Source organism: Frankia sp. Allo2 (genome assembly GCF_000733325.1).
Classification (GTDB): domain Bacteria; phylum Actinomycetota; class Actinomycetes; order Frankiales; family Frankiaceae; genus Frankia; species Frankia casuarinae.
The window spans coordinates 190,666-214,802 of the sequence record NZ_JPHT01000002.1 but is presented as its reverse complement, the minus strand read 5'-3'; the positions used below and the strand labels follow the sequence as shown (position 1 = coordinate 214,802).

The 24,137-nt window shown below is 68.3% G+C and carries 22 protein-coding genes and 1 tRNA gene; 1 reads left to right on the top strand and 22 read right to left on the bottom strand.

Features of this window, described 5'->3' with window-relative positions:
- The 12 genes from rpsC to rpsL form a co-directional block, all read right to left on the bottom strand.
- Complete coding sequence (gene rpsC, locus ALLO2_RS03235) at window positions 1-948, bottom strand: 30S ribosomal protein S3 (RefSeq protein WP_011435045.1); 948 nt, start codon at window positions 946-948, stop codon at window positions 1-3.
- Window positions 948-1,373 (bottom strand): 50S ribosomal protein L22, encoded by a 426-nt coding sequence (gene rplV / locus ALLO2_RS03230; protein ID WP_011435044.1) that lies wholly within the window; start codon window positions 1,371-1,373, stop codon window positions 948-950. Before rplV ends, rpsC begins: the two co-directional genes overlap by 1 nt.
- Complete coding sequence (gene rpsS / locus ALLO2_RS03225; protein ID WP_011435043.1) at window positions 1,366-1,647, bottom strand: 30S ribosomal protein S19; 282 nt, start codon at window positions 1,645-1,647, stop codon at window positions 1,366-1,368. Before rpsS ends, rplV begins: the two co-directional genes overlap by 8 nt.
- A 93-nt stretch (window positions 1,648-1,740) precedes the next feature.
- A complete protein-coding gene (rplB, locus tag ALLO2_RS03220; protein WP_035729564.1) occupies window positions 1,741-2,574 on the bottom strand; it encodes a 50S ribosomal protein L2 in 834 nt (277 codons plus the stop codon).
- Window positions 2,575-2,620: 46 nt separating this feature from the next.
- Window positions 2,621-2,917, bottom strand: a complete 297-nt coding sequence (gene rplW, locus ALLO2_RS03215) for a 50S ribosomal protein L23 (RefSeq protein ID WP_011435041.1) — start codon at window positions 2,915-2,917, stop codon at window positions 2,621-2,623.
- A complete protein-coding gene (gene rplD / locus ALLO2_RS03210; protein WP_011435040.1) occupies window positions 2,914-3,651 on the bottom strand; it encodes a 50S ribosomal protein L4 in 738 nt (245 codons plus the stop codon). Before rplD ends, rplW begins: the two co-directional genes overlap by 4 nt.
- Window positions 3,648-4,355, bottom strand: coding sequence for a 50S ribosomal protein L3 (gene rplC / locus ALLO2_RS03205; protein WP_011435039.1), 708 nt, complete (start codon window positions 4,353-4,355; stop codon window positions 3,648-3,650). The genes rplD and rplC overlap by 4 nt, the downstream gene beginning before the upstream one ends.
- Window positions 4,356-4,372: 17 nt before the next feature.
- The gene (rpsJ, locus tag ALLO2_RS03200; RefSeq protein WP_007514815.1) at window positions 4,373-4,681 is read right to left on the bottom strand and encodes a 30S ribosomal protein S10; all 309 of its coding nucleotides are present in this window, start codon (window positions 4,679-4,681) and stop codon (window positions 4,373-4,375) included.
- Between the two features lie 298 nt (window positions 4,682-4,979).
- Entirely contained in the window at window positions 4,980-6,173 is a 1,194-nt protein-coding gene (tuf, locus tag ALLO2_RS03195) for an elongation factor Tu (protein WP_011435038.1), read from the bottom strand.
- A gap of 73 nt (window positions 6,174-6,246) precedes the next feature.
- On the bottom strand, window positions 6,247-8,343 hold the full coding sequence (gene fusA / locus ALLO2_RS03190; protein ID WP_035729560.1) for an elongation factor G: 2,097 nt from the start codon (window positions 8,341-8,343) through the stop codon (window positions 6,247-6,249).
- Between the two features lie 6 nt (window positions 8,344-8,349).
- Entirely contained in the window at window positions 8,350-8,820 is a 471-nt protein-coding gene (gene rpsG, locus ALLO2_RS03185; RefSeq protein ID WP_011435036.1) for a 30S ribosomal protein S7, read from the bottom strand.
- On the bottom strand, window positions 8,820-9,194 hold the full coding sequence (gene rpsL / locus ALLO2_RS03180) for a 30S ribosomal protein S12 (protein WP_009740532.1): 375 nt from the start codon (window positions 9,192-9,194) through the stop codon (window positions 8,820-8,822). The genes rpsG and rpsL overlap by 1 nt, the downstream gene beginning before the upstream one ends.
- Window positions 9,195-9,747: 553 nt before the next feature.
- On the opposite strand from rpsL, the gene mug reads away from it, so the two are divergent.
- Window positions 9,748-10,335: a G/U mismatch-specific DNA glycosylase gene (gene mug, locus ALLO2_RS03175; RefSeq protein ID WP_035729555.1), complete on the top strand. Its 588-nt coding sequence runs from the start codon at window positions 9,748-9,750 to the stop codon at window positions 10,333-10,335.
- Here mug and ALLO2_RS03170 read toward each other — a convergent pair.
- From ALLO2_RS03170 to ALLO2_RS03125, 10 genes are all read right to left on the bottom strand, one after another.
- A complete protein-coding gene (locus ALLO2_RS03170; protein ID WP_051874834.1) occupies window positions 10,312-11,226 on the bottom strand; it encodes an RluA family pseudouridine synthase in 915 nt (304 codons plus the stop codon). The two genes, mug and ALLO2_RS03170, sit on opposite strands and share 24 nt — an antisense overlap.
- Window positions 11,227-11,574: 348 nt before the next feature.
- A complete protein-coding gene (locus tag ALLO2_RS03165) occupies window positions 11,575-15,462 on the bottom strand; it encodes a DNA-directed RNA polymerase subunit beta' (RefSeq protein WP_011435033.1) in 3,888 nt (1,295 codons plus the stop codon).
- A 105-nt stretch (window positions 15,463-15,567) separates the two neighbouring features.
- Window positions 15,568-18,993 (bottom strand): DNA-directed RNA polymerase subunit beta, encoded by a 3,426-nt coding sequence (gene rpoB, locus ALLO2_RS03160; protein ID WP_035729553.1) that lies wholly within the window; start codon window positions 18,991-18,993, stop codon window positions 15,568-15,570.
- 883 nt (window positions 18,994-19,876) lie between these two features.
- Window positions 19,877-20,269 carry a 50S ribosomal protein L7/L12 gene (gene rplL, locus ALLO2_RS03155; RefSeq protein WP_011435031.1) on the bottom strand — a complete coding sequence of 131 codons (393 nt, stop codon included), beginning with the start codon at window positions 20,267-20,269 and terminating at the stop codon, window positions 19,877-19,879.
- A gap of 103 nt (window positions 20,270-20,372) precedes the next feature.
- A complete protein-coding gene (gene rplJ, locus ALLO2_RS03150; RefSeq protein WP_011435030.1) occupies window positions 20,373-20,936 on the bottom strand; it encodes a 50S ribosomal protein L10 in 564 nt (187 codons plus the stop codon).
- Between the two features lie 386 nt (window positions 20,937-21,322).
- Window positions 21,323-22,039 (bottom strand): 50S ribosomal protein L1, encoded by a 717-nt coding sequence (rplA, locus tag ALLO2_RS03145; protein WP_023839793.1) that lies wholly within the window; start codon window positions 22,037-22,039, stop codon window positions 21,323-21,325.
- Window positions 22,040-22,176: 137 nt separating this feature from the next.
- Window positions 22,177-22,611, bottom strand: coding sequence for a 50S ribosomal protein L11 (gene rplK / locus ALLO2_RS03140; RefSeq protein ID WP_011435028.1), 435 nt, complete (start codon window positions 22,609-22,611; stop codon window positions 22,177-22,179).
- Between the two features lie 35 nt (window positions 22,612-22,646).
- Window positions 22,647-23,480 (bottom strand): transcription termination/antitermination protein NusG, encoded by an 834-nt coding sequence (gene nusG / locus ALLO2_RS03135; protein ID WP_011435027.1) that lies wholly within the window; start codon window positions 23,478-23,480, stop codon window positions 22,647-22,649.
- Window positions 23,481-23,635: 155 nt separating this feature from the next.
- Window positions 23,636-23,884, bottom strand: a complete 249-nt coding sequence (secE, locus tag ALLO2_RS26885) for a preprotein translocase subunit SecE (protein WP_011435026.1) — start codon at window positions 23,882-23,884, stop codon at window positions 23,636-23,638.
- A gap of 61 nt (window positions 23,885-23,945) precedes the next feature.
- Window positions 23,946-24,018, bottom strand: a tRNA-Trp gene (locus tag ALLO2_RS03125).
- Between the last annotated feature and the right edge of the window lie 119 nt (window positions 24,019-24,137).

The window sequence follows — 24,137 nt, the reverse complement described above, 5'->3', positions numbered from 1 at the left end:
CTATTCCTCCGCCTTCTCCGGAGTGTTCGCCACGGCCGCCTCGGCCGGCGCACTCGCCGCCTCGGCCGGCGCACTCGCCGCCGCGGTGGCGGGCTCCGCGACGGGTGCCGTCGGCTCGGTCGCCGCGGCCTCGCCCGCCGGAGTCTCAGCCGGGGCGTTCCCGCCGCCACCACCACGGCCCCGGCGCTCGCCGCGGGCCGCCGCCCGGCCCGCTTCGGTCCCGCCCTGGGTCGTGCCGGACGAGCCGGAACGCGGCCCGCGGCGCGGGCGCTCCCGGCGGGTCTGGCGCTGCAGCGCCTCCTGCGCCTCACGCTCGGCCCGGCTCTGGACGATGTCGCCCTTGTAGATCCAGACCTTCACGCCGATGCGGCCGAAGTTCGTCCGAGCCTCATAGAAGCCGTAGTCGATGTCCGCGCGAAGGGTGTGCAACGGCACCCGACCCTCGCGGTAGAACTCCGACCGGCTCATCTCGGCGCCGCCGAGACGACCCGAGCACTGCACCCGGATCCCCTTCGCGCCGCCCTTCATCGCGGTCTGCATGGCCTTGCGCATCGCCCGGCGGAAGCTGACCCGGCTGGAGAGCTGCTCGGCCACCCCTTGGGCGACGAGTTGGGCGTCGACCTCGGGGTTCTTCACCTCGAGGATGTTGAGCTGCACCTGCTTGCCGGTGAGCTTTTCCAGGTCGCCACGGATGCGGTCGGCCTCGGCGCCACGGCGACCGATGACGATGCCCGGGCGCGCGGTGTGGATGTCCACCCGCAGCCGCCCCTGGGTCCGCTCGATGTCGACCCGGCTGATGCCGGCCCGCTCCATGCCCCGCGACATCATCTTACGGATCTTCACGTCCTCGCCGACGTACGCCTTGTACTGCTTGTCGGCGTACCAACGGGAGGTGAACTCCGAGGTGATGCCAAGCCGGAACCCGTGCGGGTTGACCTTCTGCCCCACTACCGGGCCCTCCTTGTCGTCTTCGCGCCCCGGCCGGCCGCGGAGACCGGCTCCCGGCTCTCCACCACGACGGTGATGTGGCTGGTGCGCTTGCGGATCCGGTAGGCCCGGCCCTGAGCTCGGGGCCGGATGCGCTTGAGCGTCGGCCCCTCGTCCACGTAGACCTCGCCGACCCACAGGGTGGCCGGATCGAGGCTGTGGTTGTTCTCGGCGTTCGCCGCAGCGCTGGCGACAACCTTGTACACGTCCTCGCTGGCCGCCTGCGGAGCGAACCGGAGGATGTCCAGCGCCTCGCCGACCGAGCGCCCGCGCACCAGGTCGACGACCCGGCGGGCCTTCGTCGGCGAGACCCGGACATAGCGGGCCGAGGCCTTCGCCCCGGGAAGACCGGCCCGGGTCAGGCCGTCAACGAGATCGTCAGCCACGGCGTGACCTCCGGTCCTCCTTGACGTGGCCACGGAAGGTCCGGGTCGGGGCGAACTCGCCGAGCTTGTGCCCGACCATGCCCTCGGTGATGAAGACCGGGACGTGCTTGCGGCCGTCGTGCACGGCGATCGTGTGCCCCAGCATGTCGGGGATCACGGTCGACCGGCGCGACCAGGTCTTGATGACGTGCTTGGTGCCCTTGGAGTTCTGCAGATCCACCTTCTTGAGCAGGTGGTCGTCGACGAACGGGCCCTTTTTCAGACTGCGTGGCATGGCTGTGTCTCCTCCTTCCTGCTCAGATCCGATGGGTACGGCTGGTCGGCGGCGCGCTGGTGGCCGACGCGGCCCGGGGCCTGGAGATCACCATTACCGCCGCCTGTTCTGCTTGCGACGACGCACAATGAGCGCGTCGGACGACTTGCGGGTCGCCCGGGTCCGCCCCTCCGGACGGCCCTTGGGATTGACGGGGTGACGACCGCCGGAGGTCTTACCCTCACCACCACCGTGCGGGTGGTCGACCGGGTTCATCGCGACACCGCGCACGGTGGGTCTGCGACCCTTCCAGCGCATCCGGCCGGCCTTACCCCAGTTGATGTTGCTCTGCTCCGCGTTGCCGACCTCGCCGACCGTCGCGCGGCAGCGCACATCCACGTTGCGGATCTCACCGGAGGGCATCCGCAGCTGAGCGTAGGGGCCGTCCTTCGCGACGAGCTGCNCACTCGTGCCGGCGCTACGGGCGATCTTCGCACCACCGCCGGGACGCAGCTCGATGGCGTGCACCACCGTGCCGGTCGGGATGTTGCGCAGCGGCAGCGCGTTGCCGGGCTTGATGTCGGCGCCCACGCCGGAACTGACCGTGTCGCCCTGCCTGAGCTTGACCGGCGCGAGGATGTAGCGCTTCTCGCCGTCGAGGTAGTGCAGCAGCGCGATCCGGGCGGTGCGGTTGGGGTCGTACTCGATGTGCGCGACCTTGGCCGGCACCCCGTCCTTGTCCCGCCGGAAGTCGATGACCCGGTACGCCCGCTTGTGCCCGCCGCCCTGGTGCCGGGTGGTGATCCGGCCGTGGACGTTGCGCCCGCCCTTGGAGTGCAGCGGGCGGACCAGCGACTTCTCCGGGTGGTCACGAGTGATCTCGACGAAGTCGGCCACGCTCGCACCACGACGCCCCGGCGTCGTCGGCTTGTACCTACGAATACCCATGGCTTCCTACCGTCCTGGACCCACCGCCGCCGCGGAGCGCACGCGCTCAGGCACCGGGGCCTCCGAAGATCTCGATCGTGTCACCGGGAGCCAGGCTCACCAGGGCCCGCTTGGAGGCGGACCGGTGTCCCCAGCCGTGCTTGGTCCGCTTGCGCTTGCCCTGCCGGTTGATGGTGTTCACCCGCAGGACCCGCACATTGAAGATCTGCTGGACCGCGAGCTTGATCTGGGTCTTGTTCGCGTCCGGACGCACGATGAAGGTGTAGACGTTCTCGTCGAGCAGGCCGTAGCTCTTCTCGGAGACGACCGGCCGCAGGATCACGTCACGCGGGTCGGGAATCACTTGTTCTCCTCCGCCCCGGCCACACCTTCGGTGCCCGCGGCAGCCTCGGTCCCGGCGGTGGAGGTTGCCGGACGGGTGTCACGAGCAAGGAACGCGGCCAGCGCATCCTCGATGAAGACCACGTCGTCGCTCACCAGCACGTCATAGGTATTGAGCTGGCCCGGGTCGAGCAGGTGCACCGCCGCGACGTTGCGCAGGCTCTTCCAGGTCAGCTCGTCCGAACGGCTCGCCACCACCAGCACCCGGCGGGTGTCGGCGATCGTCCGCAGCGCGGTGACCGCGCTCTTCGTCGACGGCGTCTCGCCGGAGACCAGCGAGGACACCACGTGCACCCGGTTGTTGCGGGCCCGGTCGGACAGCGCGCCGCGCAGCGCGGCGGCCTTCATCTTCTTCGGGGTCCGCTGGTCGTATCTGCGCGGTGTGGGGCCGTGCACGGTGCCACCGCCGGTGAACTGCGGAGCCCGCAGCGATCCCTGCCGGGCCCGGCCGGTGCCCTTCTGCCGATACGGCTTGCGGCCACCGCCGCGGACCTCGCCGCGGGTCTTCGTGTCGTGCGTGCCCTGGCGGGCCGCCGCGAGCTGCGCCACCACGACCTGGTGGATCAGCGGGATGTTGAGCGGCACGTCGAACACGCCACCGGGCAGCTCGACGCTGCCGCCTTCGCCCCCGTTCGGCGCGTGCACCGCGACGGTGCGCGCGGTGACGCTCGGGTCGGATGTGGCCACCCGGCTCATGCCGAGACCTCCTCACCGGTACCGGCCAGCTCGGCCGCCGGGGCGATGGCCTCGGGCGCCGGGCGCTTGGCCGCGCTGCGCACGAGGACCAGACCACCATCCGGGCCGGGCACCGCACCCCTGACCAGCAGATAGCCACGCTCGGTGTCGACGGCGTGGATCGTCAGCCCCGAGGTCGTGGTGCGCACGTGACCCATCCGGCCGGCCATGCGCAGGCCCTTGAACACGCGACCGGGCGTGGCGCAGCCGCCGACCGACCCCGGCGAGCGGTGCTTGCGCTCGACGCCGTGCCCCGCGCCCAGACCCTTGAACCCGTGACGCTTCATGACACCGGCGAACCCCTTGCCCTTCGAGGTGCCGGTGACGTCAACGACGGTCCCGGCGGAGAACACCTCGCCGGTCAGCTCCTGGCCGGGCCGGTAGTTGCCGGCATCGGCGGTCCGCAGCTCGACGAGGTGGCGCCGGGGCGTCACCCCGCTGGTGGCGAAGTGGCCGCGGGCGGGTTTGTTGATCTTACGCGGGTCGACCTCGCCGTAACCGAGCTGAACGGCCGAGTAGCCGTCCGAGTCAGGCGTCTTGACCTGCGTGACGACGTTGGGTCCGGCCTTGATGACGGTGACCGGCACGACGCGGTTGTTCGCGTCCCATACCTGGGTCATCCCGAGCTTGGTGCCCAGGAGCCCTCTGTAGTTGCGGATGAGCATGACTGCGCCGGCCCCTCTTACAGCTTGATCTCGATATCGACGCCGGCGGGCAGGTCGAGGCGCATAAGCGAGTCGACCGTCTTGGGCGTCGGGTCAAGAATGTCGATCAGCCGCTTGTGCGTCCGCATCTCGAAGTGCTCGCGGCTGTCCTTGTACTTGTGCGGCGACCGGATGACGCAGTAGATGTTCTTCTCCGTCGGCAGCGGCACCGGTCCCGCGACCTGCGCGCCCGTCCGCGTCACCGTCTCGACGATCTTCCGCGCCGAGCTGTCGATGACCTCGTGGTCATAGGCCTTGAGCCGGATGCGGATCTTCTGTGCCGCCATGGTGGGCTTCGCCTGTCCTGTCTGTCTCGTCCGGCCGGTATCGCTACCGGGTCACCGCCCGTAGATCCTCACCGCCGGCCGCGCGGCGAGCCTGGCGCCCCGCCGCCGGCGGAAAGAACCTGCCGGTTGTACCGCTGTCTCGTGCCGGTCCCGCTCGACGTGTCGACCGGGACCGGGCTGCGTCCCTTGCCGGCGGCCGGTTGTCCTCGGCAGCCGAGTCTCGCGAGAGCCTTGCCTGGTCAGGCAGCGCAGTGGGCGGTGGGTCCGTACACACGCCCGGACCCACCGCCCACGGCTACTACTTGAGAACCTTCGTAACCTGGCCCGCGCCGACGGTCCGGCCACCCTCGCGGATGGCGAAGCGCAGACCCTCCTCCATGGCGATCGGCTGGATCAGCTCGACCGTCATCTCGGTGTTGTCCCCCGGCATGACCATCTCCGTGCCCTCGGGGAGGGTCACGACGCCGGTCACGTCGGTGGTGCGGAAGTAAAACTGCGGGCGGTAGTTCTTGAAGAACGGCGTGTGCCGTCCGCCCTCATCCTTGTTGAGGATGTAGACGCGAGCCTCGAACACCGTGTGCGGGGTGATCGACTTCGGCTTGACGATGACCTGGCCGCGCTCGACGTCCTCCCGCTTGATACCGCGCAGGAGCAGACCGACGTTGTCGCCGGCACGCCCCTCGTCGAGCAGCTTGCGGAACATCTCGACACCGGTCACGGTGGTGGAGGTGGTCTCCGGCTTGATACCGACGATCTCCACGGTCTCGTTGACCTTGACGATTCCGCGCTCGACGCGACCGGTGACCACGGTGCCACGACCGGTGATCGTGAAGACGTCCTCGATCGGCATGAGGAACGGCCGGTCGATGTCACGCTGCGGCTCGGGGATCGACTCGTCGACCGCCGCCATGAGCTCGAGGAGCTTGGCGCCCCACTCCTTGTCGCCCTCCAGCGCCTTGAGCGCGGAGACCCGGACGACCGGAACGTCGTCGCCCGGGAACTCGTACGAGCTCAGCAGCTCCCGGACCTCCAGCTCGACGAGCTCGAGGATCTCCTCGTCGTCGACCATGTCGGCCTTGTTCAGGGCGACGACAATGTAGGGCACGCCGACCTGGCGGGCGAGGAGCACGTGCTCCTTCGTCTGCGGCATCGGGCCGTCGGTGGCGGACACGACCAGGATCGCGCCGTCCATCTGAGCGGCACCGGTGATCATGTTCTTGATGTAGTCAGCGTGTCCCGGGCAGTCGACGTGCGCATAGTGCCGGGTGTCGGTCTGGTACTCGACGTGGGCGATCGAGATCGTGATGCCGCGGGCCTTCTCCTCCGGCGCCTTGTCGATCTGGTCGAACGGCGTGAAGGGGTTGAGGTCTGGGTAGGCGTCGTGCAGGACCTTGGTGATCGCCGCGGTCAGGGTCGTCTTGCCGTGGTCGATGTGACCAATGGTGCCGATATTGACGTGCGGCTTCGTCCGCTCGAACTTCTGCTTCGCCACGGGTGTCCCTCCAAGGACGGGTGGTGTCGTGCTGTGTAGTCAGGTAGGGGTATTGCTCACGCCGTGAGGGCGCTCACTCTCCCCGGGCCTTGGCGATGATCTCCTTGGCGACGTTCGCGGGAACCTCGGCGTAGGAGTCGAACTGCATGGAGTAGCTCGCCCGGCCGGAGGTCTTCGAGCGAAGATCACCAACGTAGCCGAACATCTCCGACAGTGGCACCAGCGCCCGTACGATCCGGGAGCCCCCCCGCTCCTCCATCGCCTGGATCTGCCCACGGCGGGAGTTCAGGTCGCCGATCACGTCACCCATGTGGTCCTCGGGGGTGGTGACCTCGACGGCCATCAGGGGCTCGAGCAGCACCGGGTCGGCCTTGCGGGCCGCGTCCTTGAACGCCATCGAACCGGCGATCTTGAATGCGAGTTCGGACGAGTCGACGTCATGGAACTGGCCGTCGAGCAGGGTGACCTTGACGTCCACCAGCGGATAGCCGGCGAGCACGCCGAACTCCATGGCCTCCTGGCAGCCCGCATCCACCGAGGGGATGTACTCCCGGGGGATGCGACCACCCGTGACCTTGTTCTCGAACTCGTAGCCACCGCCGTCGCCGCCGGAGGGCTCCAGGTTGATGATCACCCGGGCGTACTGGCCGGATCCACCCGTCTGCTTCTTGTGGGTGTAGTCGACCTTCTCCACCTTGCGGCGGATCGTCTCCCGGTAGGCCACCTGCGGCTTGCCGACGTTCGCCTCGACACCGAACTCGCGGCGCATCCGGTCGACCAGCACATCCAAGTGCAGCTCGCCCATGCCGGCGATGATCGTCTGACCGGTCTCCTCGTCGGTGCGGACCTGGAAGGTCGGGTCCTCCTCGGCGAGCCGCTGGATGGCGGTGCCCAGCTTCTGCTGGTCGGCCTTGGTCTTCGGCTCGATCGCGACGTGGATGACCGGCGCCGGGAACGTCATCGACTCCAGGATCACCGGGGCGTTCGGGTCGCAGAGCGTGTCACCCGTGGTGGTGTTCTTCAGCCCCACCACGGCCACGATCTGTCCCGCGCCGACGCCCTCCCGGTCCTCCCGGTGGTTGGCGTGCATCTGCAGGATGCGGCCGACACGCTCCTTGCGGTCCTTCGTCGAGTTCAGCACCGGCGAACCACCAGTCAGCTTGCCGGAGTACACCCGGATGTAGGTCAGCTTACCCACGTACGGGTCACTCATGATCTTGAAGGCGAGCGCGGAAAACGGCTCGTCCTCGCTCGGCTCCCGGCGGACCTCGGTCTCCTCGTCACCGACCGCATGGNCGACGGTGGCGCCGATGTCCAGCGGGTTCGGCAGGAAGTCGACGACGGCGTCGAGCATGGGCTGGACGCCCTTGTTCTTGAACGCCGAACCGCACAGCACCGGGTTGACCTTGCTCGCCAGGGTCGCGCGGCGCAGGGCTGCGACGAGCTGCTCCGTGGAGGGCTCCTCACCCTCGAGGTAGAGCTCCATGAGCTCGTCGTCGTTCTCAGCGACGGTCTCGAGGAGCTTGTCGCGCCACTCCTGCGCGGCCTCAAGGTGATCCCGCGGGATGTCGACGGTCTCGTAAGAGGCGCCCTTGTCCTCGGTCTTCCAGAGGAGGCCCTTCATGCGGACCAGGTCGATGACACCGCGGAAGTCGGCCTCCACGCCCCACGGGAGCTGGATCACGGCCGGCGTCGCGTCGAGCCGGTCGATCATCATCTCCACGCAGCGGTGGAACTCGGCACCGACCCGGTCCATCTTGTTGACGAAGGCGATACGCGGGACGTTGTAACGGTCGGCCTGCTTCCAGACCGTCTCGCTCTGCGGCTCGACTCCGGCGACCGCGTCGAAGACCGCGACCGCACCGTCAAGGACCCGCAGCGAGCGCTCCACCTCGACGGTGAAGTCGACATGGCCGGGGGTATCGATGATGTTGATGGTGTGGTCGCGCCAGAGACAGGTGGTGGCCGCGGAGGTGATGGTGATCCCCCGCTCCTGCTCCTGCTCCATCCAGTCCATCGTGGCGCCGCCCTCGTGGACCTCACCGATCTTGTAGTTCACACCGGTGTAGAAGAGGATGCGCTCGGTGGTGGTGGTCTTGCCCGCGTCGATGTGGGCCATGATCCCGATGTTGCGGGTCNCGGCCAGCAAGGAACGTACGTCAGATGGCATGTCGGATCACCAGCGGTAGTGGGCGAAGGCCTTGTTGGACTCCGCCATCTTGTGGGTGTCCTCCCGGCGCTTCACGCTGGCGCCGAGGCCGTTGCTTGCGTCGATGAGCTCGTTCATCAGCCGCTCGGTCATCGTCTTCTCGCGACGAGCCCGGGAGTAGCCGACGATCCAGCGCAGCGCGAGGGTAGTGCTCCGGCCGGCGCGAACCTCGACCGGAACCTGGTAGGTGGCACCACCCACCCGGCGGCTGCGCACCTCCAGCGTCGGCTTGACGTTGTCCAGCGCGCGCTTGAGCGTGACGACCGGGTCGTTGCCGGTCTTGTTCTTCGCACCCTCGAGTGCGCCGTACACGATGCGCTCCGCGACCGACTTCTTACCGCTCAACAGCACCTTGTTCACCAGCGCGGTCACCAGCGGCGACCCGTACACCGGGTCGACCACCACGGTGTGCTTGGGCGCAGGCCCCTTGCGCGGCATCAGCCCTTCTCCTTCTTCGCGCCGTAGCGGCTACGAGCCTGCTTACGGTTACGGACGCCCTGCGTGTCGAGAGCGCCTCGGACGATCTTGTACCGGACACCCGGAAGATCCTTCACTCGGCCACCGCGAACCAGGACGATCGAGTGCTCCTGCAGGTTGTGGCCGACCCCGGGGATGTAGGCGGTGACTTCGATCCCGCTGTTCAACCGGACCCGGGCCACCTTGCGCAGGGCCGAGTTCGGCTTCTTCGGGGTGGTCGTGTAGACGCGGGTGCACACACCACGACGCTGAGGGCTTCCCTTGAGTGCCGGGGTCTTGGTCTTCTCGACCTTGTCCTGCCGGCCCTTGCGGACCAGCTGCTGGATCGTGGGCAACGCCGCTCCCGTTCCTGTCACGCCTCGTCGTACTGCCTTGGGCAACCAGACCGGTACGCCGGCCTACCTGCTGCTGTGGTCCGCACCCGATCCACCGGAGTGTCCTCGAGCGGCTTCTCCGACCCACGCGGTCGGGCGTGTCGCGCCATTCGACCGAAACCTCGATGCGATGATCCAGTTCCGGTGAGGAGCACGCCAGCCCGCCCGTCCGCTTTGCGGAACCGAGCTCGACAGTCGCCGACGGATACCCGAACAGTGACTTTACGTCAACCTAGCGAGCACCACGGCGCCACATCGAAGTGCAGGACGCACGCCGGAGCCACGTGGACTCCGACCACAGGGCTCAACAGTACTCCACGCCCGCGCCAGGTGTCGAACGGGGGTGTCCGGCGAAATCCCACGCAGACCCCACGCGCACTATGCACTCGACGGGCGTACGCACTCGACGGGCGGCACAGGCGGGCACCAGCACGGCCCCCCGTACTGGCACGCTGTACCTACTGGCACGCTGTACGGGACAGCACGATACCGGCATCGGAGGGCCCGCGAGGACATGTCTGACGCAGCCGGCGCACGATTCGCGGCCGCCCCCACCCGACGCCGGCCGAGCCGGGACGCGCTGCTCGCGGCCTACGGGACCACCGTCCCGGACCTGGTCGCCCCGGCCACCGTCGTGCTGCTCTGCGGGATCAACCCGTCCCTCGAGTCCGGGGCCACCGGCTTTCACTTCGGCACGCCGAGCAACCGGCTGTGGCCGGTGCTGCACCTCGCCGGCTTCACCCCACGCCGGTTGCATCCCAGCGAGACCGACGAACTGGTCCGCCGGGGCATCAGCATCACCAATCTCGTCCACCGCTCCACCGCGCGCGCCGACGAGATCAGCGATGACGAGGTCCGCGCCGGCGTGCCCCGGCTCACCGAACTCGTCGAACGGGTCGCACCCCGGTGGGTGGCCTTCCTCGGCTTGGCCGCCTACCGGATCGGGTTCGGACGCCGCGGCGCGAAGGTCGGCCGCCNGGCGGAGACCCTGGGATCCGCCGGCGTCTGGCTCCTGCCCAATCCGAGCGGCCTGAACGCGCACTACCAGCTGCCCGACCTGGTCCGGGTCTACGGCGAGCTACGCGAAACCGCCTATTCCTGACCCACCCGCCACGTTTCCGAGGAGGGTCGCCGCCAGGCCGGCCGGCAGATGCGTGCGTACCGGGGCCCAGAAGTCGGCTCNGGGGGGCGCCTCGNCCTCGATGNGGGAGCCGCCGGCCCAAGCCGCATCGAAGGCGAGCCGCCACGAGTGCAGCAGGGTGCGGGCGGTGGCATCGCGGCCGAACAGCGGATCGCCCTCGATCGGGTGCCCGATCCAGGCCAGATGCACCCGGATCTGGTGGCGCCGCCCGCTGACCGGCGTGACCGCGAGCAGGGTGTACTCACCGCCCTCCCACACCCGGATGAAGGTCGTGACGGACGGGTATGTCCGGACGTGGGGAAACACCGCGGCGGGCGGAACCGTCCAGCGTCCGACGCCGGCGCCGGCGCCGGCGCCGGTCGGGCCAACCTCTGCCCGGGCCGCCTCCGCCAAGGGGGCCGCCTCCCCCAGGTCGGCCACCTCCGCCAAGGGGGCCACCTCCGCCAAGGGGGCCACCTCCCCCAGGTCGGCCACCTCCGCCAAGGGGGCCACCTCCGCCAGGTCGGCCATGATGTCGGCCCGGTTCGCCGCCACCCGGACCCGACTCTTGCGCCCCACACTCAGCGGCAGGTCGACGGTCCCCGAGGCGGGCAGTCCGCGGGTGCGGGTCAGGACGAGGTAGCGCTTGTCCACCGTGCGGCGCTGGAACTGCCGGGTGAGATCACCGTGGAACCGCAACTGCCGGGCGAAGAGCACCAGGCCCGAGGTGACCTTGTCGATGCGGTGCACCGGGAACAGCTCCTCGCCGTCATCCCCGGCGAGGGTGACGAGATCGGTGTCGTGCCGCTCTCCCATGACCGAGATGCCGACGGGTTTGTCGAGCACGAGAATGGCCTCATCCTCGTAGATCATTCGTTCCCGGCGAATCTCGGTCCACTCGCGGTCAGCCCCGGTCACGTCCACTGCCGGGGAGCGCTTCGATGACCACTGTCCGATAAGGCGCGGCCAACCGACTCAGGTCGTCGTGGTCGCCGGTCAGAATCACGCCGCCGCCACCTTCCACCGCCACCGCATGTACCTGCCCCTGTCCTGCCGATTTTCGCCTCTGCGCGCTGTCCCACCAGCGGGCTTCGGACCTGGACGCGCAACCGGCCCGGCACCCTGGTGAGGGCGCCGGGCCGGTCCTGATCGATCGGGCTTCGGTCGGGCTCTGGTCAGCTCCGCTCGGTCAGCCTCGCGACCTGCTTACGCGCGGCCTGCTCAGCGGAAGTCTCCCGAGCTGCGGTAGTCGAACTCGTCCAGCGGGACCGCCTGGCCGGAGCCCGTGCCGAACGCACCGTACTCGACGCCGCCGTCCTCGTAGGCACCGACGGAGTACATCGCCGCACGTGCCTCCTCGGTCGGCTCGACCCGGATGTTGCGGTACCGGGAGATCCCGGTGCCGGCCGGGATGAGCTTTCCGATGATGACGTTCTCCTTCAGGCCGACGAGCGAGTCCGACCGGGCGTTGATCGCCGCGTCGGTGAGCACCCGAGTCGTCTCCTGGAAGGAGGCCGCCGACAGCCACGACTCGGTCGCCAGCGACGCCTTGGTGATTCCCATGAGGACCGGGCGGGCCGAGGCCGGCTGGCCACCGGTTTCCACCACCCGACGGTTCTCCGCCTCGAACCGGGCCCGCTCGCAGAGCTCACCGGGCAGCAGGGTGGTGTCGCCCGACTCGAGAACGTTCACCCGCTTGAGCATCTGGCGGATGATGATTTCGATGTGCTTGTCGTGGATCGACACACCCTGCGACCGGTAGACCTCCTGGACCTGGTCCACCAGGTGGAGCTGGACCTGGCGCGGCCCGAGGATGCGCAACACCTCGTGCGGGTCGACGGCACCGTCGACAATCTGGCTGCCGACCTCGATGTGGTCGCCCTCGCGGACCCGCAGGCGCGAACGCCGCGAGACCGGGTAGGCGATCTCGTCGCTGCCGTCGTCCGGCACCACCACGACCTTGAAGGTCTTCTCGGTCTCCTCGATCTTCACCCGGCCGGAGACCTCGGTGATGGGGGCCTTGCCCTTCGGGCTGCGCGCCTCGAACAGCTCGACGACACGCGGCAGACCCTGGGTGATGTCGTCGCCGGCGACGCCACCGCTGTGGAAGGTACGCATCGTCAGCTGGGTGCCGGGCTCACCGATGGACTGCGCGGCGACGATGCCGACGGCCTCACCGACGTCAACCAGCTTGCCGGTGGCGAGCGAGCGCCCGTAGCACTGGGCGCACACCCCCATCCGGGACTCGCAGGTCAGCGCCGAGCGGACCCGCACCTGCTCGATGCCGGCCTCGATGATCTGGCTGATCGCGACGTCCCCGGCGTCGGTGCCGGCGGGCACGATGACCTCGCCGTTCGCGTCGATCGCGTCGGAGGCCAGCGTCCGCGCGTACGCCGAGGTCTCGGCATACCGGTCCCGGACCAGCACCCCGTCGGCGCCCTTGCGGGCGATCCGAGTGAGGATGCCGCGCTCGGTGCCGCAGTCCTCCTCGCGGACGATGACATCCTGGCTGACGTCGACGAGCCGCCGGGTCAGGTACCCCGAGTCCGCGGTGCGCAGGGCGGTGTCGGCGAGTCCCTTACGGGCACCGTGGGTGGAGATGAAGTACTCCAGCACGGTCAGGCCCTCGCGGAAGTTCGCCTTGATCGGCCGCGGGATGATCTCACCTTTCGGGTTGGAGACCAGACCACGCATGCCGGCGAGCTGCCGGATCTGCATCATGTTTCCAGCGGCTCCGGAGTTGACCAGCACGTAGACCGGGTTGGTCTCCGGGAAGTTCTCCTCCATCGCCTCGGCGATCTTGTTGGTCGCCTCGGTCCAGATCTGGACCAGCTCGCTGCGGCGCTCCTCGTCGGACAGGAAGCCGCGGTCGAACTGCTTCTGGACCCGGTCGGCACGCTGCTCGTAGTCGTCGAGGATCTCGGCCTTGTTCGGCGGCGCGACGACGTCCTCGATCGCGACGGTGACCCCGGACCGGGTGGCCCAGTAGAAACCGGCGCTCTTCAGGGCGTCCAGGGTCGCCGCTACCTGGATCTTCGGGTACCGCTCGGCCAGGTCGTTGACGATCGCGGCCTGGGCCTTCTTGTTCAGCTGGGCGTTGATGAAGGGGTAGCCCTCCGGCAGCGCCTCGTTGAGCAGGCAACGACCGAACGTGGTCTCCAGGGTGAACACGTCCCCGGTGACCCAGTCGGCGGGCGGGACCCAGTCCGACGGCGGGGTGGTGTCCCGCAACCGCACCCTGATCTTCGCCTGAAGGGCGACCTCCCGGGCGTCGAAGGCCATCTGCGCCTCGGCGACGCTGGAGAACGACCGCCCCTCGCCGAGCGCCCCCTCGGCCAGGCGGGACAGGTGGAACACCCCGGTCACCATGTCGAGGCTCGGCATCGCCAGCGGCCGGCCCGATGCGGGCGAGAGAATGTTGTTGCTCGACAGCATCAGGATCCGCGCCTCGGCCTGCGCCTCGGCGGACAGCGGCAGGTGCACCGCCATCTGGTCACCGTCGAAGTCGGCGTTGAACGCCGTGCAGACCAGCGGGTGGATCTGGATGGCCTTGCCCTCGACGAGCTGCGGTTCGAAGGCCTGGATGCCGAGGCGGTGCAGGGTCGGCGCCCGGTTGAGCAGCACGGGGTGCTCGGTGATGACCTCCTCGAGCACGTCCCACACGACCGGGCGGGCCCGCTCGACCATCCGCTTCGCCGACTTGATGTTCTGCGCGTGGTTGAGGTCCACCAGGCGCTTCATCACGAACGGCTTGAACAGCTCCAGCGCCATCTGCTTGGGCAGACCGCACTGGTGCAGCTTGAGCTGCGGACCGACGACGATGACCGAACGGCCGGAGTAGTCGACCCGCTTGCCCAGCAGGTTCTGGCGGAACCGGCCCTGCTTGCCCTTGAGCATGTCGGACAGCGACTTCAGCGGGCGGTTACCCGGGCCGGTGACCGGCCGGCCGCGGCGGCCGTTGTCGAACAGCGCGTCGACGGCCTCCTGCAGCATCCGCTTCTCGTTGTTGACGATGATCTCGGGCGCGCCGAGGTCGAGCAGCCGCTTCAACCGGTTGTTCCGGTTGATCACCCGGCGGTACAGGTCGTTGAGGTCCGAGGTGGCGAACCGGCCACCATCGAGCTGCACCATCGGGCGCAGATCGGGTGGGATCACCGGGACGCAGTCGAGCACCATCCCCATCGGGGAGTTGCGGGTGTTCAGGAACGCGGAGACGACCTTGAGCCGCTTGAGCGCGCGGGCCTTCTTCTGCCCCTTGCCGCTGCGGATGGTCTCGCGCAGCGACTCGGCCTCGGCGGCCAGGTCGAAGTCGGCCAGCCGCCGCTGCAGCGCCTCGGCGCCCATACCGCCGTCGAAGTACGCACCGAAGCGGTCGCGCAGCTCGCGATAAAGCAGCTCGTCCGGCTCCAGGTCCTGGACCTTCATGTTCTTGAACCGGTCGAAGACGCGGTCGAGATCGTCGATCTTACGCTGCACCCGGTCCCGGAGCTGGCGCATCTCGCGCTCGGCCGACTCGCGGACCTTGCGTCGCGCGTCACCCTTGGCGCCCTCGGCCTCGAGCTGTGCGAGGTCGGCCTCGAGCCGCTTCTGCCGGACTTCCACGTCGGCGTTCTTCTTGTCCTCGAGCTGCTGCTTCTCGACGCCGATGCGGGCCTCGAGGGTCGGCAGATCGCGGTGGCGGGCGTCCGTGTCCACCTTTGTGATCATGTACGCGGCGAAGTAGATGACCTTCTCGAGGTCCTTCGGCGCGAGGTCCAGCAGGTAGCCGAGGCGGCTCGGGACACCCTTGAAGTACCAGATGTGGGTGACCGGCGCAGCCAGCTCGATGTGGCCCATGCGCTCACGGCGGACCTTGGCCCGGGTCACCTCGACGCCGCAGCGCTCACAGATGATGCCCTTGAACCGGACCCGCTTGTACTTGCCGCAGTAGCACTCCCAGTCCCGGGTCGGACCGAAGATCTTCTCGCAGAAGAGCCCGTCCTTCTCCGGCTTCAGGGTGCGGTAGTTGATCGTCTCGGGCTTCTTGACCTCACCGTGCGACCACTGGCGGATGTCATCCGCGGTGGCGAGACCGATGCGCAGTTCGTCGAAGAAGTTGACGTCCAGCAAGACTGTCGCCTGCTCTCTCTTTCTCGGTCGGGACGCTGGAGTCGGATGGAGCCGCCGGGGGCCTCGCCGCCCATCAGGGCGGGTGCGTCGGACCCCCGGCGTCCGTCAGACCTCCTCGACGCTGCTCGGCTCACGCCGGGACAGGTCGATCCCGAGTTCCTCCGCCGCACGGAAGACGTCCTCGTCGGTGTCACGCATCTCGATCTGCACGCCATCGCTGGAGAGCACCTCGACGTTGAGGCACAGCGACTGCATCTCCTTGATGAGCACCTTGAACGACTCCGGGATACCGGGCTCCGGAATGTTCTCGCCCTTGACGATCGCCTCGTAGACCTTGACCCGGCCCACGACGTCGTCGGACTTGATGGTCAGTAGTTCCTGCAGGGCGTAGGCGGCGCCGTAGGCCTCCAGCGCCCACACCTCCATCTCGCCGAACCGCTGGCCACCGAACTGCGCCTTACCACCCAGGGGCTGCTGGGTGATCATTGAGTAGGGACCGGTCGACCGAGCGTGGATCTTGTCGTCGACCAGGTGCAGCAACTTGAGGATGTAGATGTAGCCGACCGCCACCGGGTAGGGGTACGGCTCACCGGTCCGGCCGTCGAACAGCTTGGCCTTGCCGGAGGAGCCGATCAGCTGGATGCCGTCGCGGTTGGGCAGGGTGGAGTCGAGCAGACCGGTGATCTCCTCCTCGCGGGCACCGTCGAAGACGGGGGTCGCCACATTGGTGCCGGCCGAGGCGGCGTCCGCGCCGATGCCACGCAGCCGCTCCTTCCAGTCCTCGGTGCCGGAGTCGACCTGCCAGCCGGTCTTGGCCACCCACCCGAGGTGGGTCTCCAGGATCTGGCCGATGTTCATCCGCCGAGGCACACCATGCGGGTTGAGCACGACGTCGACCGGGGTCCCGTCCTCGAGGAAGGGCATGTCCTCGGCCGGGAGGATCTTCGCGATGACACCCTTGTTGCCGTGCCGGCCGGCAAGCTTGTCCCCGTCGGTGATCTTTCGCTTCTGGGCGACGTAGACCCGGACCAGCTCGTTGACCCCGGGCGGGAGCTCGTCGCCGTCCTCGCGGGAGNACACCCGCACGCCGATGACCTTGCCGGACTCACCGTGCGGCACCTTCAGCGAGGTGTCACGGACCTCCCGGGCCTTCTCCCCGAAGATCGCGCGCAACAGGCGCTCCTCGGGGGTCAGCTCGGTCTCGCCCTTGGGCGTGACCTTGCCGACCAGGACGTCGCCGGGCGAGACCTCGGCGCCGATCCGGATGATCCCCCGCTCGTCGAGGTCGGCGAGAACCTCCTCGGCGACGTTCGGGATGTCCCGGGTGATCTCCTCCGGGCCGAGCTTGGTGTCGCGGGCGTCGACCTCGTGCTCCTCGATGTGGATCGAGGACAGCACGTCGTCCTGGACGAGACGCTGGGACAGGATGATCGCATCCTCGTAGTTGTGCCCCTCCCACGGCATGAAGGCGACCAGCAGGTTCTTGCCGAGCGCCATCTCACCGTTGTCGGTGCACGGGCCGTCCGCGATGACCTGGCCGGCCCCGACCCGGTCGCCCTCGTTCACGATCGGCTTCTGGTTGATGCAGGTGCCCTGGTTCGACCGGCGAAACTTCGCCAGCCGGTAGGTGCGCCGGGTGCCGTCGTCGTGCATGACGGTGATGTAGTCGGCCGAGAGATCCTCGACCACCCCCGCCTGGGCGCAGACGACCACGTCGCCGGCATCCTTGGCCGCGCGGGCCTCCATCCCGGTGCCGACCAGCGGCGCCTCGGAGCGCAGCAGCGGCACCGACTGGCGCTGCATGTTGGAGCCCATCAGCGCGCGGTTGGCGTCGTCATGCTCGAGGAACGGGATCATCGCGGTCGCCACGGACACCATCTGCCGCGGCGAGACGTCCATGTAGTCGACCTCGTCCGGCGGGATGAACTCGACCTCACCGCCCTTGCGGCGGACCAGGACACGGTCCTCCGCGAACGAGCCGTCGGGCCGCAGCGGGGTGTTCGCCTGCGCCTTGACGTGCCGGTCCTCCTCGTCCGCGGTCAGCCAGTCGATCTGGCCGGTGACCCGGCCGTTCTCCACCTTGCGGTACGGGGTCTCGATGAAGCCGAACGGGTTGACCCGCGCGAACGTCGACAGCGAGCCGATCAGGCCGATGTTCGGGCCTTCCGGCGTCTCGATCGGGCACATCCGGCCGTAGTGGCTGGGGTGCACGTCACGGACCTCGAAGCCGGCCCGCTCCCGGGACAGACCACCGGGGCCGAGCGCGTTCAGGCGGCGCTTGTGGGTCAGACCGGCGAGCGGGTTGGTCTGGTCCATGAACTGCGAGAGCTGGCTGGTGCCGAAGAACTCCTTGATGGAGGCGACGACCGGCCGGATGTTGATCAGGGTCTGCGGGGTGATCGCCTCGACGTCCTGGGTCGTCATCCGCTCGCGGACGACACGCTCCATCCGGGCCAGGCCGAGGCGGACCTGGTTCTGGATAAGCTCGCCGACGGTGCGTATGCGCCGGTTGCCGAAGTGGTCGATGTCGTCGACCTCGTACTCGGCCGGGTCGGCACCCGCGTGCAGCTTGACGACGTACTCGATCGTGCGCACGATGTCGTTCTCGGTGAGGACACCGACGTCGTGGGCAACACCCAGGGAAAGCTTCTTGTTGACCTTGTAGCGACCGACCTTGGCGAGGTCGTAACGCTTCGGGTTGAAGAAGAGGTTCTCCAGCAGGGTCTGCGCCGACTCCCGTGTCGGCGGCTCACCCGGGCGCAGCTTGCGGTAGATGTCGAGCAGCGCATCGTCCTGGCCGGCGGTGTGGTCCTTCTCCAGGGTGATCCGCATCGACGGGAAGTCACCGAACCGCTCGAGGATGCGGGCCTCGTCCCAGCCGAGCGCCTTGAGCAGCACCGTGACGGACTGACGGCGCTTGCGGTCGATCCGCACGCCCACGGTGTCGCGCTTGTCGATCTCGAACTCCAGCCAGGCTCCCCGGGAGGGGATCACCTTGCAGGAGTACAGGTCCTTGTCGGAAGCCTTGTCGAGGCTGCGCTCGAAGTAGACCCCCGGAGAGCGCACGAGCTGACTGACCACCACGCGCTCAGTGCCGTTGATGACGAAGGTGCCCTTCGGGGTCATGAGCGGGAAGTCACCCATGAACACCGTCTGGCTCTTGATCTCGCCGGTGTTGTTGTTGGTGAACTCGGCCGTGACGAACAGCGGGGCCGAGAAGGTCATGTCCTTGTCCTTGCACTCCTCCACGGAGTACTTGGGCGGTTCGAACCGGTGGTCCCGAAAGGACAGTGACATCGAGCCGGAGAAGTCCTCGATCGGGGAGATCTCCTTGAAGACCTCCTCGAGACCCGAGGTGATCGGAACGTCGTCACGGCCGGAATCGATGGCCTCCTGCACCCGCTCCGCCCAGGCGTCACTACCGATCAGCCAATCGAAGGACTGCGTCTGAAGAGCAAGGAGATCCGGGACCTCGAGGGGCTCGATGATCTTAGCGAACGAGATGCGGGAGGAAGAGCGCGAGGCGGCCAAGGTGGTCCTTCCGGTGGCCTGATCGTCGGGCTGGCGTCGCGGACGTCAAGTATCCGTCGGGGAATGGTCAGGTGATCAGTGTCTCGCTACGGTTGTCAGGAACGGCGGCGGGGGGTGCCCCACCGGTGAGATGATGGCCGCGGGACGTGGAGGCCGACCCCCGGGCGTCCTGCGTAGCGGATGTGCGGCCGACAAGCCGACAACGGGCACGCGGAAGCCTCGCCACGGCATGTGCGCGCGGCGACACGAGTGTCCGCTGAGAACAACGGATCGGTGTATGGGCAAGGGTCTCGCTCAGGGTCCTCGGTGTGGCAGCCGTACAGCCGTGCCACACTCCGGCACGACCAGCGCGCCCCCACATCGTCCCGGACTGACCGCGAGTACCGCTCCGGACCACGTAACCGGAACCGCCTCGCGGTGCATACCAGCCCCCGAACAGGGCCGACCATCACCAACGGCACGACGTCGACGAGGCCGATACAACGAGAAGGGCAGCGCAAACTAGCAGTGTAGCCGAAGGGCACACCGCTGGCAAGGACCTGCGTGATGGGACCACGCAGGGAGGACGTAGCGCACCGCATCCGCTCCCGACGAGGGTTCGCAAACTTGATGGAACTCCGATCCACAGAGGCCGTCAACCCCCTTCGGAAAACGTCACGAACGGACCCGACCTGCCCATCTGTGCATCGGGCCGCCTGCGGTGGACCTTTCGGGCCTTCCAGACAGCACGTGCCGGGGCACCGCAGAGGGGTGCCCCGGCACGGGGGTGTCCGCCACGGCCACGCCGGGTGGCCGCAAGGGACGCCCCGTCCGGCGACGGGCATCGCCGGACGGGGCGTCCAGGGCAGCGGGGTGCTGCCAGTACTGCTCGGACTGCCGGTACTTACTTGACGGTGACCGTGGCGCCGGCGCCCTCGAGGGCCGCCTTCGCCTTGTCCGCCGCCTCCTTGGCGACCTTCTCCAGGACTGGCTTCGGAGCCCCGTCGACGAGGTCCTTGGCCTCCTTCAGCCCGAGGCTGGTCAGCGCGCGGACCTCCTTGATGACCTGGATCTTCTTGTCACCGACGGATTCAAGGATGACGTCGAACTCGTCCTGCTCCTCGGCGGCCGGCGCCTCGCCGCCCGCACCACCGGCGGCCGGAGCGGCGGCCACGGCGACCGGAGCCGCGGCGGTGACACCGAAGGTCTCCTCGAACTGCTTCACGAACTCCGAGAGCTCCAGCAGGGTCAGTTCCTTGAAGGCGTCCAGCAGCTCTTCGGTCGACAGCTTCGCCATGGTGGCGGTTCCTTCCTCGTCATGCCTGATTCGGGGTGGCCTGCTCGTGACTGCGAGCGACCTGATTGTGATCTCGGAGCGGCACCATGGTGGCGCCGCTCGGCTATTCGGCGGCAGCCTCGGCGGCCGGCTGCTCGGCGACGCCGGCGGACTGGCCTTCGCGCTGCTCGCGCAGCGCCTCGGCGAGCCGGGCCACCTGGGACAGCGGAGCGGCGAAGAGCCCGACGGCCCCGGCCAGCGTGCCCTTCATCGCCCCGGCCAGCTTCGCCAGCAGGACCTCGCGGGACTCAAGATCCGCAAGCTTGCGAATCTCGTCGGCGGTCATCGGCTTGCCCTCGACGAAGCCGCCCTTGAGCACCAGTGCCGGGTTCGCCCGAGCGAAGTCGCGCAGGCCCTTGGCCGCCTCGACCGGGTCGCCGCTGACGAAGGCGACGGCGGTCGGCCCGACGAACAGGTCGTCGAGTCCGGTGACCCCGGCCTGCTCCGCCGCAATCTTGGTCAGGGTGTTCTTGACCACGGAGTAGCGCGTGCCCTCGCCGAGGGCACGCCGCAGCTCGGTGAGCTGGCTCACCGTCAAACCGCGGTACTCCGTGAGCACCGCAGCGGTCGAGCCACGGAACTCCTCGACGATCTCCGCCACCGCGGCGGTCTTCTCAGCTTTCGCCATGGGGCTCCTTCGGGGTGTCGGCTGGTCATACGGAAACGCCCCTGGAACATGACGAACGCCCCGGCGCAGGCGCACGGGGCGTGAAGGGCGGCGGTGGCGCTACCGGGTGTGTCACCCGGCTGCGTGCATCCGTCACGGAACTTCCCGTCCGTCACCTGCGCGGGCCGCCCGGGNAACCCGGGGCCTTCGGCCGTCGGTCGAACCGGACGAGGAGTGGCCCTCGACGGGAACGGAGACGGCAACCAGCGGTCTTCGGTGTGGAACTGGATATCAGTGTACGCGACTGTTCGTCGCTGTTCTCGCCCCTGTTCGCTCGCCCGGCGGCCGCACGCATGGCTTCGTGCGGCGATGCCTCCGGACGAGCGAGAGCCGCCGGACGGCTCGGATCAGGCGGCGGCACCCTCGTCGAGAAGGTTGCGGGTGCGGTTCGGGTCGACCGGGATACCCGGGCCCATGGTGGTCGTGAAGGTGATCTTCTTCAGATACCGGCCCTTGGCCGCGGACGGCTTCACCCGGACGATCTCATCCAGGGCAACCGTGTAGTTCTCGATCAGCTGGGTGTCGGTGAAGTTCGTCTTCCCGATGACGATGTGCAGGTTACCCTGCTTGTCCACCCGAAAGTTGATCTTTCCGCCCTTGATGTCGGAGACGGCCTTGCCGATGTCCAGCGTCACGGTGCCGGTCTTAGGGTTCGGCATCAGGCCGCGGGGGCCCAGGACCCGAGCGATCCGACCAACCTTCGCCATCTGATCGGGCGTCGCGACGGTCGCGTCGAACTCCAGGAAGCCCTCCTGGATCCGGGCGACCAGGTCATCGCTACCGACGATGTCGGCCCCGGCCGCGCTCGCCTCAGCGGCCTTCTCCCCGGCTGCGAAGACAGCGACGCGGGGGGACTTCCCGGTGCCGTGCGGCAGGTTGACCGTGCCACGGACCATCTGGTCGGCCTTGCGAGGGTCGACCCCGAGCCGGATCGCAACCTCGACCGTCGCGTCGTACTTCGTCGTCGAGGTCTGCTGCGCGAGGCGGACCGCCTCCAGCGGGCTGTAGAAGTTCTCCGGGTTGATCTTCTCGGCCGCGGCACGGTAGGCCTTGCTGCGCTTCATACTGTCTGTCTCCTCGTGGTGATGGCGGACGGCCGTCGAAGGGACGCGGCGACGTGGACACATCCTGTCCACCCGGCACCTGCGCCCGGCCGCCCTCCCACTGGTCGGTCCGGTGGTGGGGGGAACGCGAGGGCGTACTACTCGCCGACCGTGATACCCATGGATCGAGCGGTGCCGGCGATGATCTTCTCGGCGGCCTCGATCGAGGTGGCGTTGAGGTCCGGGAGCTTGGTCTGGGCGATCTCGCGGATCTGCGCCGTGGTGAGCTTGGCAACCTTGTCCCGGTGCGGGGTGCCACTGCCCTTCTCCACGCCCGCGGCCTTGAGGATGAGCCGCGCGGCCGGCGGGGTCTTCGTGACGAAGGTGAAGGACCGGTCGTCGTAGACGGTGATCTCGACCGGCACGACGTTGCCGGCCTGCGACTCGGTCGCCGCGTTGTACTGCTTGCAGAACTCCATGATGTTCACGCCATGCTGACCCAGCGCGGGGCCGACCGGCGGCGCCGGGGTGGCCTTGCCGGCGTTGATCTGGAGCTTGATGATCGCAGTGATCTTCTTCTTCTTGGGAGGCATGTGCTCGTCTTCCTACCGGGGTTCTACGGAGCGGATCAGATCTTCGCGACCTGATTGAACTGCAGCTCGACGGGCGTCTCCCGACCGAAGATCGAGACCAGCACCTTCAGTCGCTGGGCGTCGAGGTTGATCTCGCTGATGGTCGCCGGGAGCGTGGCGAAGGGGCCGTCCATGACGGTGACGGACTCGCCGACCTCGAACTCCTGCACCCGGACGGTCTCGACCTTCTTCTCCTTCGGCACAACCGGGGCGAGGATCGAGAGGACCTCCTCCCGGCGCAGCGGGGAGGGCCGGTTGGTGAGCCCGACGAACCCGGTCACACCCGGGGTGTTACGGACCGCCGACCACGACTGATCGGTCAGATCCATCCGGACGTAGATGTAACCCGGGTACTTCTTCTGCTGGACAAGCTGCCGCTTGCCGTTCTTGACCACCGGGACCTCCTCGGTGGGCACCTCGATCTGGAAGATGTAGTCCTCCATGTTGAGGCTGGAGATCCGGGTCTCGAGATTGGTCTTGACCTTGTTCTCGTACCCCGCATAGGAGTGCACGACGTACCACTCGCCAGGCGCGTCCTCGATCGCCCGCCGCAGGTCGGCATCGTCGTCGTCGGCATCGTCGTCGGTCAGGGCCGGCGGCACCGTCCCGACCGCCGGGGAGACCGGGAAAGCACCCTCGGGGGTGGGATCGGCCTCGGGGGTGGGATCGGCCTCGGCGGTGGGATCGGCCTCGGCGGTGGCGTAGACGTCGCCGAGCTCGGCGCCGGCGTCCGTGCTCGCCACCTCGTCGTGCTCGAACGCCGCGAGGGGATCGAGACGGGCGAGGGCCTCCCCCTGCTCGGAGGAGGCGTGCTCGGGCGACTGGGACACGCGGACGATCCTTACTCTCGTGAACACTTCTGCTGCTGTGGACCCGCGAAGCGGCGCTGCGCGGGCGTGGGGCCGGACGGGCAGCCAGCTCGCCGATGGGCAGCTCCAGCGACCACCGCCTGCTTCGGCCCCGGCCTGTCCGGCGGTGGGACCCGTCAGCCGAAGATCGCGAGGACCGCCTTCGTGAGGCCGAAGTCGAGGGTAGCCACGAACGCCGTCATCACGCTGACGAAGACAAGCACGACCAGCACATAGGTGATCAGCTCACTCCGCCCGGGGTAGACGACCTTCCGCAACTCCGCCATGACCTCGCGGATGAACACAAGTGGCCGATACCGACGTCGACCCGCGGCACGCGTAGCCCGCTTGGGGCGCGGTGCCGCGTCACGGGTATCGGTCGCCACTCAACTCCACCCACTCCGTCATCGAACCAGCGTCATCGAACCAGCCAACTGTCGAACAGCGCAGGGGCGACAGGACTCGAACCTGCAACCGCCGGTTTTGGAGACCGGTGCTCTACCAATTGAGCCACGCCCCTAGACACACACCCGGATCCTTGCGACCGCTACGCCACCATACCCCGGCTATGCGCTACGTAGCGCATAGCCCAGCCGCACGGCGATGTACCGGAATGGGTACCCGAGCGGATCGAGCATA